The 17,195-nt window shown below is 45.2% G+C and carries 10 protein-coding genes; all 10 read right to left on the minus strand.

Annotated elements, in window-relative coordinates:
* Positions 1-214: 214 nt before the first annotated feature.
* A complete protein-coding gene (locus tag ACWF5P_RS22020) occupies positions 215-1,558 on the minus strand; it encodes an MFS transporter (RefSeq protein WP_452445290.1) in 1,344 nt (447 codons plus the stop codon).
* A 109-nt stretch (positions 1,559-1,667) separates the two neighbouring features.
* Entirely contained in the window at positions 1,668-2,378 is a 711-nt protein-coding gene (locus ACWF5P_RS22025) for a 4'-phosphopantetheinyl transferase family protein (RefSeq protein ID WP_452445291.1), read from the minus strand.
* Positions 2,379-2,480: 102 nt separating this feature from the next.
* The gene (locus ACWF5P_RS22030; RefSeq protein WP_452445292.1) at positions 2,481-3,929 is read right to left on the minus strand and encodes a DHA2 family efflux MFS transporter permease subunit; all 1,449 of its coding nucleotides are present in this window, start codon (positions 3,927-3,929) and stop codon (positions 2,481-2,483) included.
* Positions 3,926-4,147 (minus strand): MbtH family protein, encoded by a 222-nt coding sequence (locus ACWF5P_RS22035; RefSeq protein WP_133352763.1) that lies wholly within the window; start codon positions 4,145-4,147, stop codon positions 3,926-3,928. The genes ACWF5P_RS22030 and ACWF5P_RS22035 overlap by 4 nt, the downstream gene beginning before the upstream one ends.
* Positions 4,147-11,346 carry an amino acid adenylation domain-containing protein gene (locus ACWF5P_RS22040; RefSeq protein ID WP_452445293.1) on the minus strand — a complete coding sequence of 2,400 codons (7,200 nt, stop codon included), beginning with the start codon at positions 11,344-11,346 and terminating at the stop codon, positions 4,147-4,149. Before ACWF5P_RS22040 ends, ACWF5P_RS22035 begins: the two co-directional genes overlap by 1 nt.
* 30 nt (positions 11,347-11,376) lie before the next feature.
* Complete coding sequence (locus tag ACWF5P_RS22045; protein WP_452445294.1) at positions 11,377-12,291, minus strand: isochorismatase family protein; 915 nt, start codon at positions 12,289-12,291, stop codon at positions 11,377-11,379.
* A 37-nt stretch (positions 12,292-12,328) separates the two neighbouring features.
* Complete coding sequence (locus ACWF5P_RS22050) at positions 12,329-13,954, minus strand: (2,3-dihydroxybenzoyl)adenylate synthase (protein ID WP_452445295.1); 1,626 nt, start codon at positions 13,952-13,954, stop codon at positions 12,329-12,331.
* A gap of 20 nt (positions 13,955-13,974) precedes the next feature.
* Entirely contained in the window at positions 13,975-15,198 is a 1,224-nt protein-coding gene (gene dhbC, locus ACWF5P_RS22055) for an isochorismate synthase DhbC (RefSeq protein ID WP_452445296.1), read from the minus strand.
* Positions 15,199-15,250: 52 nt separating this feature from the next.
* A complete protein-coding gene (locus tag ACWF5P_RS22060; RefSeq protein WP_452445297.1) occupies positions 15,251-16,036 on the minus strand; it encodes a 2,3-dihydro-2,3-dihydroxybenzoate dehydrogenase in 786 nt (261 codons plus the stop codon).
* A 212-nt stretch (positions 16,037-16,248) separates the two neighbouring features.
* Positions 16,249-17,103 carry an alpha/beta hydrolase-fold protein gene (locus ACWF5P_RS22065; RefSeq protein WP_434169588.1) on the minus strand — a complete coding sequence of 285 codons (855 nt, stop codon included), beginning with the start codon at positions 17,101-17,103 and terminating at the stop codon, positions 16,249-16,251.
* Positions 17,104-17,195 lie beyond the last annotated feature (92 nt).

The raw sequence follows: 17,195 nt of genomic DNA on the forward strand, positions 1-17,195 counted from the left end.
GAACAATATTTGCTATTTGCCTTTCTTGGTTTGTACTTCTTCCCGCATTGACTACATTTCTTTAATTCATATTTTATGTAGGCTGTCCCTTTACAGATCTGGGAACAGTATTTAGCATTTTCGTTATAACTTTTAAATCCACGACCACATATCTGGCAAACGAAATTGGCCATTATATATCCTCCATATCACGCTAACGAACATTAGCCTTCTATCAATCTATCTTTTCGTACCGTTGTTGGAACTCCAAGGTCCTCGAACTGTTGTATTTATCCTGAATGAAAATTATTGCCACTGCTGCAATTAAGGCTGGAAGTGCAAAACTGATGAAATTCATATAAATGGGCAACTTTAACTCTATTAATACTCCGCCAATCGAAGGTCCCAGAATGGCACCGAACCTGCCGATTCCAAGTGCCCAGCCAAGTGCGGTCGATTTAATATAAGTTGGATAGAAAGTTGAAATATATGCATTGTTTAAATTTTGCGATCCTATGGATGCCGCCCCTGCTACTGCAACCAAGAAATATAAACCGATTGTTCCCGGTTTAAAACCAAGTAAAATTAAACAAATGGCGCCAAACGTAAATAAACTGATGAGAACTCTTTTCGACCCAATCCGATCCGCTAACCATCCTCCGCATATCGACCCAATTATCGCCCCGATATTCAAAGAAAAAAGGAATAGCAAACTGGACTTTAGTGGATAACCTGCTTCAATCATCAATTGAGGCAACCAGGTTCCCAATCCATAGACCATTAATAATCCCATGAAACAAGCAATCCAGAACATGATGGTAGTTCTTCCTCGCCGGTTTTCAAATAGCTTGACTACAGGGACGCCCGTCACTGATTTTAAATCATTTTTGAATCTATCATGTTCATGAGGGACATAGGAAGGGTCCAAGCGCTTCACTATCGCTTTAGCTTTTTTACATTCTCCATTTTCAACATAGTAATAGAGGGATTCGGGTAAGTATTTAATTAAAAAGGGTATCGATACTAGCGGAATGGCACCTATGAAAAACATCCACTGCCAACCTAGATCCGGAATCACTTTCATTCCTAATAGCGACACCAAAATGCCTCCGATCGAATAACCGCTAAACATGACGCCCACCATTATATTTTTAATGGACTTAGGTGAATATTCCGAAGTAAGAACGACCAACAATGGAGGAATCCCCCCAAGGCCCACCCCAGCCGTAAACCGGTAAATTGCAAAATCAACCGGCCCTTGAGCAAAACCTGTCAATAACGTAAATGTGCCAAAAAGTGCGACACAAGAAATGATCATTTTCTTCCTGCCCACTTTATCTGCTAAAATCCCGCAAAATAGTGAACCTATCAGGCCACCTACCAAAGTTAAACTTCCAATCAGGCCCAAAACGCTTGGCGCTGCATCCCATTCTTCAACTAAACTCGGTATGGCCGCTCCATAAACTACAAGATCAAAGCCATCAAAAAGAATAAGAAAAATGCACCATAGTAAAACGGAAAGATGGAATGAGTTAAATTTACTACCCTCGATAACGTGTGCTATATTAATATTCCGCAAATTCCATACCTCCGTATTCGATAGTTTCCACTGCCATACCAAGCCGCCGAAAGCCAATGGAATACTACCGTATTTTCATTTGAAACACCTTTAATCCGTGTTCTCTCATTCAAGAGTGATCTATCAGACCCTCACAAATTTGATGAAAAGTGACTGATCTGTGGTGATCCTTAAAACTATTGGCACTCACCTGATATGCACAAACGGCAAGCCGATACTCGCTGTCTACCTGATACTGCCTACAGGTGAAGTCCGTTATTGGTATATTGCCATGTAGATCAGTTAACTGAATGTCTTCCATGCCATGCCGTCTCACATTAAAGCTGTGCAAAGGTATGGATAAGCCCTTACCTTTTGCTTTGATATAGCTTTCCTTCAAAGTCCATATATCATAAAAGGAAGAAAGTCCGTCCTCTGCTTCCAATACTTGCTTATACTCTTCTTCCGTAAAGAAACCCTTGGCCAGCTGTAAATCAAACGGCCCAACTTTCTCTATATCCACTCCCACTTCTGCATCATGCACGGCACAAACCACATACTCACCGGAATGGGAAATATTATAATGGAACGATGGAAAATTGGATAAAAAAGGCTTCCCATATGAATTTGTCATCCAATCCAGTCCTTCCTTAACTGGACCGTATCGTTCTTTAAGAACAAACCGTACCAACAAATCCCCTATAAGGGAACGGTACGCATCATCCAACTTGACGAACCTTTTCACCCGATTTTGCCTTTCGGCTGAAACATGGACAAGCAGCTTATTTAAGTCGGACTCCTCTTTCTTTAGAGGCAATTTACATATATATAATTCAACCATTTCTCCTGCCCCTTCCCCTTACTGCAGCAAAATGAAGGGGAGGCCACTGGTTAAAATCACAGTGACCTCCCTCTACCCGATACATTAACTGAATGAGTGAACTTACCCGCTTTTGACCGGTTTTACATCAAGGGAATTAGCCCTGTCCTGTTTCGGTATGATGGCCTTAAAATCATCCTTCCTCAAGCGCATCGCAAATAATAGGGCTATGACGAGCAAAACGGCAGAACCGAAGAGAGCGAATTGATAGGATGATAAGTTAACATGCCCATTCGTTCCCATCGTGTCAGCGCCCACTGCCCCCAGGATGCTGGCTAGGATGGCGACACCCATCGCAGAGCCAATCCGGTTTTGAACATTGAACAATGTGGCGGCCATCCCCATCGAAGCCGAGTTGATATTAGTGAAAGTTGAGTACTGTATGGCCACAACTGTATGTCCCAAGCATACACCGACGCTAAATAATAGGGCCCGAAGGAACCACGGGTTGGCCGTCGGTCCCAGAAGGCTAATCAAGGTATAAATGATGATTGTGCTAAGCAGCCCCATCCGGATCACCTGATGTATGCCCAGTTTCTTTGTAGTTAAAGGCATCATCCGGGATGCCACCATCAAACCTATGGCTTCCGGGAATGTCGTCAGACCGCTTTCCAAGGCTGAGGCATGAAGCGCACTTTGATACATTAACGGGAACACAAAGAGCATCCCCAATAAGCCGGCCATTGAAAATAATGAGATGATGCCCAATGTCCGAAACAATCGATCGGATAATAAACGCAAATCAAGCATCGGCTTGTCCACTCGCAGTTCCAATAGAATAAATGAGAGAACAAGAACTGCACCGATAATTCCTGTATACACGATAACCGGGGAGTCCCATCCTTTTGATGGACCTATGTTCATTGCATACATCAGCATGGAAAAGCCTGCAGCTGACAGCAGGAATCCCGGAAGATCCAACCTGCCAGCCGTGGGCTCTTTATGTTCTTTTAAAAACAGTACACCGATTAACAGGACCATAATCCCGAAAGGAACATTTATATAAAATGCCCAGCGCCACGACAGCTGCTCCGTGAAGAACCCGCCAACGATCGGACCAATGGCTGGTGCGAATGCAATGGGAAGCACAAGGGAACGGGAAACCTTTGGCCGTTCTTCCGCAGAGAACGTTCTAAATAAAATCGCCATTCCCACCGGTGTCAGGATCCCGCCTCCAGCCCCCTGCAAAACCCTGAACAAGTTCAAGGTTTGCAGATTATTGGCAAATCCGCATAGAAAGGAGGCAGCCGTAAAGACACCCAATGCAATCAAGAAGATCTTCTTGGTCCCAAAACGATCCCCAAGCCAACCCGCTACCGGAAGGAAGACAGCCAGGCTAACTAAATATCCAATATTAATGCCACTGGTTGAAGAAGGATCAAGCTTAAATTCATTACTGATTGTCGGGAGGATCACATTGACAATCGTCCCGTCCATCGAAACCATGAACATCGCTATGACATAAACGATGCACACTACTATTTTAGGGTCTAGCTGTATCCTGGATTTCACTTTGTTCCATCACTGCTGGCAACTAGTTTTAAACTATTGGGCAGCAAATCCGTCCAGTTTTTGTTGATATATTCCAAGCAATCCTGCCGGCTTTCCTCCCGATATATGACGGACCAGCCTTCTGGAATAACCAAAAAGGCGGGCCAAAGGGAATGTTGACCTTCTTCATTTATCAATACATGGTAGATGCCATTTTCATTTTCGAAAGGGTTGGTCATCAGATATGTCCTCCTTCATTATTTCTTGCTAGCTTCTTCATGGTGGATAGTTTGGCAGCGATCACCTGGCCAATTTCAGCAAGCGGTTCCGGCTGGCACATATCCTTATGGCGGCATTCAATATTATGCTGTTCAATCAATCCATGGATATATGGGTTCCATGAATCTGGATAAATGGGATCAAACCAATCCGGGATGATCGTCGACCTGAAGAACAGCACATTCCCCTTAAAGGTTTCAGGTTGATACTCACCCATGATTCGGACTGAATTTACATATGTCTCTTTAAGGTTAAGGATCGTTTCTTCTTCTAGACTAGCCAATGCACTGCCATCTCGACGGAGAATTTCTATGGCACTGGCATTATCCAATGGCTGGTCTCCTAAACTATCAGGATCATAACCTCCCAATGCCAGCAATGCGATCAAAGCCTCCTCATCATCCGGAGCCTCTTTCATTGGCAAGAAGTGACTTGGATATGCATCGAGGATTGCCACCAGGCGTACGTCCTCTCCCTCATTTTGCAATTGAGTGGCCATTGCATGAACGACATTGCCTCCGAGTGACCATCCCAATAGATGATAAGGTCCTTCTGGCTGGATTGTCCGTAACTGATCGATATAGTCCGCCGCCATTTCAGTCAGCGTTTGCGGGAGTAGCTCCCGCTGTGATATTCCTCGTGCTTGTAACCCATAGATTGGATAGTCAGGCCCCAGTGCATTCATTAACCCAGCATAGCACCAGCTTAGTCCTCCAGCCGGATGTACACAAAACAGCGGAAGTTCCGGCCCGTTTTTCCTAAGCGGCAACAGGACGTCCAAAGCACTTTTGCTCGTGCCCATTTCAAGCCGTTCAGCGAGCCCTGCAACAGTCGGAGCCTCGAATAGGTTACCAATACTCAATTCAACGCCAAGTGCTTCACGTATTTTGCTCATCAAATGGACGGCAAGCAGCGAGTGGCCACCAAGATCAAAAAATCCATCATCTATTCCGACATGGGGCAAATCGAGAACCTCCATAAAAAGGTCGCACAGAATCTCTTCCTGCGGAGTTCTCGGTCCTCGCCCTGATTGATTGGAACCGAATTCCGGCGCCGGCAATGCCTTGCGATCCAGCTTACCATTCGGTGTCAAAGGCAATTCACCCATTTCAACAAAGGCTGATGGCACCATGTAATCCGGTAGGCTGCTTGCAACAAATTGACGTACATGTGCCGGATCGAAGGTGACATTTGACGCAGACACTACATATGCGACCAGACGCTTATCACCCGGATTGTCTTCACGAACCACTACCGCAACTTGTTCAATATGGGCATGCTGAGCAACCAATGCCTCGATTTCACCCAATTCAATACGGAATCCGCGGATTTTAATCTGATGATCGGCCCGGCCTATATAATCCAAAGATCCGTCTACAAGCCAACGGGCCAAGTCACCGGTGCGGTACATTCTGCTGCCTGTTGAACTGAATGGGTTGGCAACAAAACGGTCAGCCGTCAAACCTGGTCGGCCTAAATAACCACGGGCCAGACCAGGTCCGGAAACATAAAGTTCTCCAACTACCCCTGGCGGAACTGGCTGTAAGCTTGCATCCAACACATACACGCCCAGATCGGGAATGGCACAGCCAATCAGGCTATTTGCTTTTATGGATGTTATATTCCGATTAAGCTCAAGATAGCTGACATGAACGGTGGTTTCCGTTATTCCATACATGTTGATGAGATATGGCGCATTTTCCGGATGGCGACTGTACCAATCCTCCAAACGGCTCAGTTCAAGTGCCTCCCCGCCATAAATCACGAAGCGTAATTTAATGTCCTGCCCTAGTGCCGGCATTTTCCGATCAGCCTGCATCAATTGATAAAATGCTGATGGTGTCTGGTTCAGTACCGTTACTCCTTCTTTAACAAGCAGTTGTAAAAATTCTTCCGGTGACCGGCTGATGGAATGAGGGACGACCACAAGCTTGCCTCCGTGAAGTAAAGCTCCCCAAATCTCCCAAACCGAAAAGTCAAAGGCATAAGAGTGGAACATCGTCCACACATCTTCGGAATTGAAATGGTACCAATGTTCCGTCGATCCAAAAAGTCTGATTACATTCTGGTGCGGGACCACTACTCCTTTTGGTAAACCGGTGGATCCGGAAGTATATATGATATATGCCGAATTTAAAGGTGATAACGGGTGAATGCGATCACGATCCGTTGGATTGAGGATTGAGTGATCTGCCAATTCTTCTATCGTAATGGCTTCATCCATTATGATTTGCCTGATATCATGCATCTCAGGAAGCTTGGAAGCTACACCCGAACTCGTTAGAACACAAGCAGGCTGAGCATCAGACAGCATGAACGTTAACCGATCATTTGGATATTCAGGATCCAAAGGCAAATATGCCGCTCCTGCCTTGAGTACAGCCAGCAATCCTATAACCATTTCCAATGATCTAGGCATGGCCAATGCAACGAATTGCTCTGGTCCTACACCTTTAGCAATCAATAGATGGGCTAGCTGATTCGCTTTTTTGTTTAACTCATCATAAGTCAATGAAGTGCCCTCATATACCAATGCAATATTGTGAGGATACTGGCTTACCCGTTCTTCCAGTAATGCAGGTAAGCTCTTATGCGGTATTTCTTCAGAACTTCCATTCCAATCCACAAGGATTTCCTGGCGCTCTTCAGGTGACATTATTTCCAAATGTCCAATTTGCCGGTCCGGTTCCGAAATGGCGCCGTCCAACAATCTTATTAATCGATTTATTAGCATCTCGGCGGTCTCACGCTTAAATAGATCTGTACTATATTCAAGGAAGCCGTTTATCCCATCCGGACTGCCATTTTCAGCATGGTCTTCACGTAATTCGATCGTCATATCGAACTTTGATGCGCCTACGCCATATAACTTCAGGTTGGAGTGTATCCCTGGAAGCTCCAATTTCGGATCAGGCGTATTCTGCAGCGCCAGCATGACCTGGAATAATGGATGCCTAGATCGAGAGCGGACTGGATTCATCACTTCTACCAAACGCTCAAAAGGCAAGTCTTGATGCTCATAGGCATTTAAATTAACCCTTCGCACCCTGTCAAGAAGTTCACGGAAAGTGGGGTCACCGGAAGTATCCGTCCGTAACACCAATGTGTTGATGAACATTCCTACAAGATCGCTTAAGGCATCGTCACTTCGGCCTGCTATCGGACTTCCGATAGGGATATCGTTACCTGCCCCAAGGCGAGTGAGGAGTGCCGACAGTCCAGATTGCAAGACCATGAATAAGCTGACGCCATTATCACGGGCCAAATCCAGTAAACGTCGATGCATTTCAGGATTGATTAAAAAGTCTACGGTTTCACCTTTATAACTAGCTTCAAGCGGCCGCGGATAATCAGTGGGCAATTCCAATTGATCCGGCAGATTAGCCAAAGTCTCTTTCCAGTATTCCATTTGTTCAATGGCTAAACTGGATTCATCACCCTCACTACCTAAAAGGCTTTCCTGCCAAAGAGCATAATCGGCATACTGTACAGGCAACGGAGGCAGGTTAGGTTCTTCACCTTTACATCGCGCCACATAAGCTGCCGTTAGATCGCGGGTTAGCGGTGTCAGGGACCACCCATCTCCTGCAATATGATGTAATAATAAAACCAATACATGCTTGTTGGGGGCCATTGTGAAAAGCTGCGCACATATGGCCGGTTCTTTTGCAAGATTGAAACTATATCGTGCAGCTGTAGCGATTTCCGCTTCAAGTTCGGACTCTTTGATGTGCGATACCAACAATTCCACTTGTGCTTCGGAGGCATCCAGCACATATTGATGAGCAGTGCCCGAGGTGACAGGGAAAAGCGTGCGCAACGTTTCATGACGTTCGACTACATCATTGATCGCAGCCTCGAGTGACCTAGTATCTATTTCACCGGACAATTCAACAACCAGCGGAATATTGTACGTTGGACTAGGCCCTTCAAGACGGTGAAGGAACCATAATCGCCTCTGTGCAAAGGAAAGGGGCACCGTTTCCGGCCTCTCGGCTTTCTTTACAGGTAACCTTGCACTTTTTCCATTGGAAAGCTGTTTAACAAGGCCCGAAACTGTTGGTGTTTCAAAGAGTTTACCAATGCCTATTTCGACTCCGAATGTATCTCTGATTCGAGCCATCAGTGTTGAAGCAAGAAGGGAGTGACCGCCTAAATTAAAGAAGCTATCATCGATACCGACCCGCGAAAGACCAAGAACCTCAGCAAAAAGATCGCTCAATATTTCCTCCTGCGGTGTTCCAGGGGCCCGATTTGATACAAGTGCAGTGAGGTCGGGCACGGGCAATTCTTTCCGGTTAAGCTTTCCATTTGGTGTCAATGGCAACTCGTCCATCGTTATGATCGCGGAAGGCACCATGTATTCCGGTAGACTGCTGCCTGCAAATTCCCGAAGTTCAACAGATTCCGGTGCCGTTTTCAAAGAAGGGACGATATAGGCCACGACACGTTTATCTCCAGGCTGATCTTCACGAACAATGACTACAGCCTGGTCAACGTCAGGATGCTGGGTAAGTTTCGCTTCGATTTCACCCAATTCGATACGATAACCCCGAATTTTGATTTGATGATCGGCCCGGCTGATATAATCCAATGAGCCATCTTCTCTCCAACGAACAAGATCGCCGGTTCGATACATGCGGCTACCCTTTGGACCATACGGATTGGCGACAAAACGCTCAGCCGTTAAATTCGGGCGGCCTAAATATCCACGTGCAAGCCCTAAACCTGCAATATATAACTCCCCTACAGTCCCTTTAGGAACGGGCTTCAAAGCTGCATCCAGCACATATACCTGTGTATTCCAAAGGGGCTTGCCAATCGAAGGCATACCGCTCTCGTTCGGATCAAGGGTAATCGATGTTGACCATATTGTCGTTTCCGTCGGCCCGTACAGATTCGTCACTTCACATCCTAATTCATGTAAAGCGTTTGTCAGGCTGATCGAAAGTGCCTCTCCTCCTACTAGCACCCTGAAATTCTTTATCACATCAGGATAATTCGCCACAAGTGAATGCCAAAGCGTTGGTGTGGCCTGCATGATGCTTATCTCATGTTGAACGATCATCTCGGACAAAGTTCTAGGGTCTTGAATCGTTTCCTTGGCAGCTATGACACAGCTTGCTCCGTTCAAAAGCGGCAGGAAGATTTCCAAACCTGATATATCAAAGGCAATGGTTGTAACCGCAAGGAGCCGATCGCGATGATCCAATGAAAATTCGTTTTGCATTGAATAAAGGAAATTGATAAGGCTTGCCGCTTGAATCACGACACCTTTTGGCTTCCCTGTAGAACCCGAAGTGTAAATCATATAAGCCGGGTTAAGCGGGGACATCGTTCCATTCCTTTGTTCATCCTCCACATTTATATCCGGCTGATTCCCCAGCGCAATAATGGTCTCTTCCTCATCCAACACGATGTGCTCCGTTCCATGGGCCCCGAATAGTTTTGAAGATAATTCTTCACTTGTAATGATGGAAGATGGCCGTGCATCATCAAGCATGAAATCGATTCGATCCGTTGGATAATCCGGGTCTATAGGTAAATAGGCCGCTCCTGTCTTTAACACAGCCAACATGGAAATGACCATATCCACCGAACGGTTCAGGGCTATAGCAACGAATTTCTCAGGTCCTATCCCCTTCTCCAAAAGGAGATGTGACAGTTGATTGACCCGCCTGTTTAATTCCTTATATGTAAGAACGGTGTTTTCATCGATTACGGCTGTCCAATCAGGGGTTTTTAACACTTGGTCCTCGAACAATCCAGGTAAAAGTCCAGTTGGAAGCTCTGTTTCCGTTCGATTCCATTCAAGCAGGACTTGCTGCTGTTCCTCAGGTAAAAGCAGTTCAATTTCCCCAATTGATTGGACATTCTCTGCAGCAGCAACCATTTCAAGTAAACTCAGGAAACGCTTATGGTGAGTACTCAAATCTTCAATAGTATATACCTCTGGGTTTGCATCTAAATCAATCCTTAGCCCGTTTCCATCGGACTTGTCATAAATGTTAATCGACAAATCATCGACAGGACCTGTTGCCAGCTTATGTGTGATCGCTTTACTTCCTGAAAAGTCCAGACCATAATCAAACGGCATAACATTAATTTGAGGCCCGAATAATCGCTGGTTATCACCGAGCAGTTTAAGGTCTCGACGCAATTCTTCATGTCTGTAATTTTGATGGCGGCGGATGGTACGGACTTCCTTCGACACTTGCTTCACTAACTCTTGAAAACTCATATCAGGCTGTACAGACAACCGGAGTGGCAGCAGATTCATGACCATACTGGGGATGTTCAATGAGGAAGATCCCAACCGGCCCATCATCGGTAAACTCAGGATGACATCTTTTGAGCCTGTCAATCGATTTACGTAAACGGCCGTTACTGCAATCACCACTTCATGCCAGCTTCCTGAATATTTATGTGCATTCGCTTTTAAAGATATTGTAGCTGCAGATGATAGATAACCCGTTTGACTAATGAATCCTTTAGAAGTCCGAGGAGCTCGATCAGCCAGGCTCATGACCTCTGGCTGATCAGCAAAACGATCTTGCCAAAACTTGCGATCAAGTTCGAACTTCTCGGATTTTCTGTACGCCTTATCTTCCTCAAGAAGTAAATGTAAAGGAGCGAAGGCACCTTCCGCCAAATTCTGACCCTTCTGAAGAGCCGTATATAGTTTGGCTACTCGTTGCGAGATAAGTGAAAATCCAAAAGCATCCATTACAATATGGTGAATGCGCTGATACCAGAAAAAGTGATCTGAATCCACTTTGAACAAGGCTTGATTGAAGAGTGGATCATTTTTCAGGTCAATCGGTTGAGCCAGGTCTTTTTTCATCCATTGCATAGCCTTTTCCCGTGGGTTTTCCTCTCCACTGACATCGATGAATTCAAAAGGAACTTCGCTCGATTTTCCGCTGACCTGAAACGGTCCACTATGATCCTCACCAAAGCGGACGTGTAAAAACTCCGCCTCCATGACCGCCTGTTTCAGCGCCTTTTCAAAATGTTCTATATTAATCCGTCCATTGATTTCTATGTATTCCCCTGTGTTATAAATAGGATTATCCGGCTCCAGCTGCTGGGCAAACCAGATACCGGATTGCGCGCCGGACAATTGCCAGCGCACATCTTGGTCCTGAATATTAAGCACTTCGTTTTACCTCCTTCTTTTGGGATTCAGTCACGCTAACGCTTTTTGTGAAGACAGTAGTTCCCACCAGGCAGCGATTGTCGGTTTTTCAGCCATCTGCATGAAATTAATCTCTGCCCCTTTTCCCCTTAGGATCTCAACAAGGCTCATCATTCTAATCGAATCCATTCCTAGATCCACTAAATCCTCCTCATCATCAATATCTGATGGAGATTCACCCAGAAGATCAGCGATCTGATGCCTTAAGCCTTTCAATGTCAAACCGTGCTCATCACTTTCTTCAACAGGATTAGCGAATGATTGCTCTTCGCCGTTCAATTGTTCAAGCAAACGGGATGTTGATGTTGTAACAGCACATCGTTCAGCTGCATATTTAATCGCCATTTTATGCTCTTCCAATGAAAAGTCCGCCACCGCATCAAATACCAAAAATGGTTCTATATCCTGCATGAAGGCTTCACTTGCCGTCAACAAACACCCAATATGGGCATATACCCCGCAAATGATCAGTTGATCACGTCCTTGTTCTTTCATCATTTCTAAAAGGTTTGTCCTTTTAAATGCGCTATAACGCCATTTAGTCAGTACAATGTCATCTTCACTTGGAGCGACCTCATCCACCACTTTCGTTTGATTGATATCATCATCAAGTCCTGGACCCCAAAAGTCTGTAAGCAGTGCACGATCTTCCGGGTTTTGATTACCAGGTTGTGCTGTATAAACGACAGGAATCCCCAGTTCCACACATCGACTTTTTATGGACTGAATATGTGCTACCAGTTCAGTAATCGGTGATTCGCTTGCTGTATAGTAATTAAGGAAATATTGTTGCATATCATGAATGAGAAGCACGGAACGCTTTGGATCCGCTTTCCACGCAACTTTATTTTTTGGTAACTCCGATTCAACAGGCATTGTATATGGTGTGATAGCAGGAATAGCCATCAAATCACTCCTTCTATGATTTTTAGATTTTTTTTATTCACTTCATCGTAAATCGACTGTTAAGCTTATCCGATATAATTTGTCGTAATGCTTTTTTACTCACTTTACCTAACGGCGTTTTTGGGAAGGAATCAATGAACTCAACCCGGTCAGGAATTTTAAAGACAGCGAGCCCCCGCTCCTTCAAGAATTGTTTAAGTTCCCTTGCCTTCGGTGCCTGATTGCGCGGAATAACGAATGCACATGATCTCTCCCCTAGATAATCGTCCGCCATGGAAACGATGGCTGCATCATGTACTCCATCATGAGCCAAGAGGTGATTTTCAACTTCCTCAGCGGCAATTTTTTCACCGCCACGATTGATTTGATCCTTATCGCGGCCTTCCACAACTATATAGCCTGACTCGGTCATGCTGACCAAATCACCAGTTCGATAGAATCCATCTATGGTGAATGCCTTCGCATTATGCTCTTCGGCTTTATAATAACCGCAAATGGTATAGGGCCCTCTCGTTAATAAATGTCCCACTTGCCCCTGTTGGACATCCCGGTCTTCCTCATCGACAATTCGGATTTCATCAAATTCCGACATCGGCCTGCCTTGTGTGTTGATGATTATTTCGTCAGGGTCGTTTAGTCTTGTATAGTTAACTAGACCTTCAGCCATGCCAAAAACTTGCTGTAACTGGCAGCCGAAGGCAGGAGTTACCCGACGCGCAGCTTCTGCACTGAACTTAGCTCCTCCAACCTGAATCACTTGGAGGCTGGATAAATCATGGTCACGGGTAGATACTGCATCAAGCCATCTCAAGGCCAGAGGCGGTACAAGAGCGGTGATCGTCACGCCTTGTTTTTCAATAAGCGGGAATGCCTCATCAGGACTGGGGCCTGGTGAAAGGACCACCCGGCCACCCGCATAAAACGTGCCAAAGGTACCTGGCGAGCTCATTGGATAGTTATGGGCAATTGGCAGCACGGCGAGATAAACACTCTCCTTGTCCAGCTGGCAAATTTCAGCGCTAACCCTCAAACTGTATATATAATCATCATGTGTTCTTGGGATCAATTTTGATAATCCCGTACTTCCCCCTGATAATTGAAGAAAGGCAATGTCACATGAATCCACTTTTGTTTCATTCTTATTTGGGTTGATATATAAATCCGCCAAATTAACGAATTCTTCTTCTTCACCCATGACAATCACGTTTAACAAGGTATCACTCTTGCTTTTTGCACCCCTTGCAAGATCACGATAATCAAATCCGGCGTGCTTATCCGGGATGATGTAGGCAACTGCCTCAGCAAACTCGCAAAAATAGTTAATTTCACTGCTTCGGTGCGTGGGTAGAGCAAATACAGGCAATGCTCCTAATCTGAATAGTGCAAAACAAACCTCAAAGAATTCGATTACATTGGGCAGTTGGACCACCACTCGATCACTTTTCTTTATTCCCAGTTCCTGAAATCCAGCTGCCAGCCGATCTGCACTATTGTCCAATTCCGCATAGCTCATGTTTCTTTCCCCGCTTGTAATGGCGATGCGCTCACCAAGTTCCTTGGCACGGTCACGCAACATTTCCCCGAAGGTCTCCCCTTTCCAGCACCCCTCCTCTCGATATAAATCCGCAAATTCCTTAGGCCATGAAGAACACCCTTTTAGCATCCTTTATCCCTCCAAACACTTTAATTTAGTGACTTTGCATCTATTCCCATTGCACGCAGCATAGTTTGAAATTTAGCTGATGTTTCCGCAAGCTCTTCTTCTGGTTTGGATTCTGCAACCACCCCAGCCCCAGCGAATAAGCGAAGAACTTGTCTCTCTACTTCCGCGCACCGGATGGTAACGACCCATTCCCCATCTCCTTCTGCATCGCACCAACCAACCATTCCTGTAAAGAATCCACGATCAAATGGTTCGATTTCCTGGATGGCTTCTCGTGCAAGGTCAGTCGGTGATCCACATACAGCAGGTGTCGGGTGAAGCGCAATCGCTAGCTCCAATGACGAAGTTGCGGGATCATTGAGTTCACCTTTTACTTCCGTTGACAGATGCCACATGGTTTCGGTATGTATCACTGTTGGTTTTTCCGGCACATCCATCGTTTTGAAAAATGGTCTAAGTGCATCAGCTACGGCATGGACAACAACTGCATGTTCATGGAGATCCTTAGAGGAGGAAAGTAACTCGTCCGCTCGCCTCTTATCCTCGACAGGGTCATCACTCCTTGGCCTGGACCCTGCCAGAGGATTTGCCAAAACCTGTAATCCCGATCTTGAAACAAGCAATTCTGGGCTAGCCCCAATCAGCGTTTTCGAGCAGGTGGCATCATCTTTCCCCTTTGCGCTTTGGGGTAAATCCACTGCAAAGGTATAACCATTCTTGTTATGCTGAGCTAGATTATGAAGTAACGGATTGATATTCACTGTTTCTGATGAAGTAAGATGCAACGTTCTTGATAGGACGATTTTGTCAAGATGGCCGCTTTTTATATACTTAAGGCCGCGTTCCACGCCCTCCATATACAGAGAAGGTTCGGGTACCGATTCCATTTGATAAGTTGGCTTTTGGGTTTCCATTGAAACGTTTGTTTGATTATCTTGCAAAGGGGCTGAGGAACTTATGTTTTCAGGTACAATAAGTTGAGCGTCCTTTTGATGATCGAATGGAACAGCACCGGTTACCACTGGATTGGCATGCCCTTGCTCTTTTGCCTTTTTTAATGCAGCAGCCACCCTTGCGGCGAGACTTTTCATTTGATTTGCATTCTCTTCATCTCTTGGAACCGTTATGAAGGAACCTTTTCCCAATAGTGTTCTGTATGGCGATGCAAGGAAAAAGTCACCAACCTCATACTCGTCCAACAGCTGTTTTTCCAATACGGCAGAAACGCCTTCAAACTTCATCATATTAAAACCCCTCCAAATTCACTTAATATTCAGATTCCCGCGCATGGCCATGTCAAGCACCTAAAGTGGCTCCACCATCCACACATAAATTACTCATTGTAATGTGATTCGATTTATTGGATATGAAAAATAGGATAGCGTCCACTATATCAGTAGGCATGGCTATTTTTTTCAGTGGGATTCCTACCTTGAATGCTTCAGGCATACCATTTATGACAGCTTCGGCACCATTCTCGTCGTTCCACAGGGACCATTGCATCTCCGTGTCCGTAGATCCGGGGGAAACGATATTGCAGCGGATATTATATTGGGCCAGCTCCAAGCCTAAACACTTCGTAAACATGACGGCAGCTGCCTTCGATGCCGCATAGGCAGCCAATGAGATTCGAGGGACACTTGCGGCATTCGATCCGACCGTGACAATCGACCCTCTTTTTCTCGTCACCATGTATTTGCTCACTGAACGAGATAGATTAAACACACCAGTGGAGTTGACTGCGAAAGTCTTAGCCCAATCTTGGTCACTGAATGACTCGATCGTTCCAGTGCGCAACACTCCGGCAACATTGACCAGTGTCTCTATTGGACCAATATCATTCTCAATTCCTTCAACAATGCCATCGATTGCATGACTGTCGCTCACATCCGCTGGAAAGGCATATACCTCCAAGCCTTGAGACTTCAATTCACTTACGTATTCATTAAGCTTTTCGGCATTATAATCAATGGCCGCCACTATAAGGCCAAGCTTGGCTAAAGCCTGAACCACGGCACCTCCAATACCTTGAGCACCACCCGTTACAAGGGCAACCTTCCCTTTACATTCCAAAAAGTCCACCTTGACACTCCCTTTCCAAATCAAATAATTCAATGTATAGCAAGCCAAATACAATCCCCTTGGCAAACAGGGGCGGTACATGGCTTTAGCAAATGCTTAAAAAGTAAAATACCAATTAATAATGATAATCATTATCAATTGGAATCTACAGGTAATGATATATATTTATAACTTAATGGTCAAGTGCCCCCCACTTATTTACTGAGAAAGACCTATTTCTTACCAGGCACATTTCTCTTCAAAGCAAAACGTATGGCCCTGTTAATCAAAGGCGGCAAAACTGAAAGATGCCCCTCTTCTTCAAACTCCTTGAATTGAACATTCATTCCGCTATCTTTTAAGGATAATCGTTTTGATAATTCCAAAGCATTTTCGTTCATGCCGCTTTTATGGGTGCCCTCCAGTTCACCCACGCCAAGCAATAAGGAAATATCACCATTTCCTTGATTCAATCGGGAAAGAAACCTATCCTCCTCCTCACGGAACCACTTTTTGTTCCAATGGAGAGATGGGCTCCCAGCTATGTATGTTTGGAAAGCATACGGATTTTCAAAAAGAACATATAAAGCGAAAAGACCGCCAAGGGAATGCCCGAAAAGCGTTTGGCTATTGTAATCGACCTTATACCTTTTACCGATTTCCGGTTTTAAATCGTCTTCTATGAATTTCAGAAAGTTTTCCGCCCCTCCATGTGAAGGCCATGGACTTCCGTCTGGTCTTACTGGTAACTCGCTAACCGCAACGGGCAGAGTGAAGTCATAATAACGTTCAGAAGAAAATGGTGCATTGGTGGCATATCCAATACCCACAATGATGGCGGGAACCACGCCTGACTTTTCCGGCCGGCGCGATTGCAATCGTACCGCCTCAACCATCGTTCCAAATACGGAATTGGCATCCAGCAAATAAATGACCGGATATCCCGAGGGTGGCGGCTCTTCCATTGGCTTTGATACAAAGATTTGGTATTCACGTTCCCCGGTACTCGGATGCATGAGAAAGTGTTGAGTTCCTTTGATCGTAACCTCTGTACTGGCAGTAGTTTTGTCCATTACGCTTTTGTCCATTTTTTTATGCATCATCTAAATGAATTCCCCCAACCTCTAATACTCGTAATCTTATTCAATGTTTTACTTCTCAAATAATTTAAGCTCTTTTA

The sequence above is a fragment of the Peribacillus sp. NPDC055009 genome (assembly GCF_053608705.1).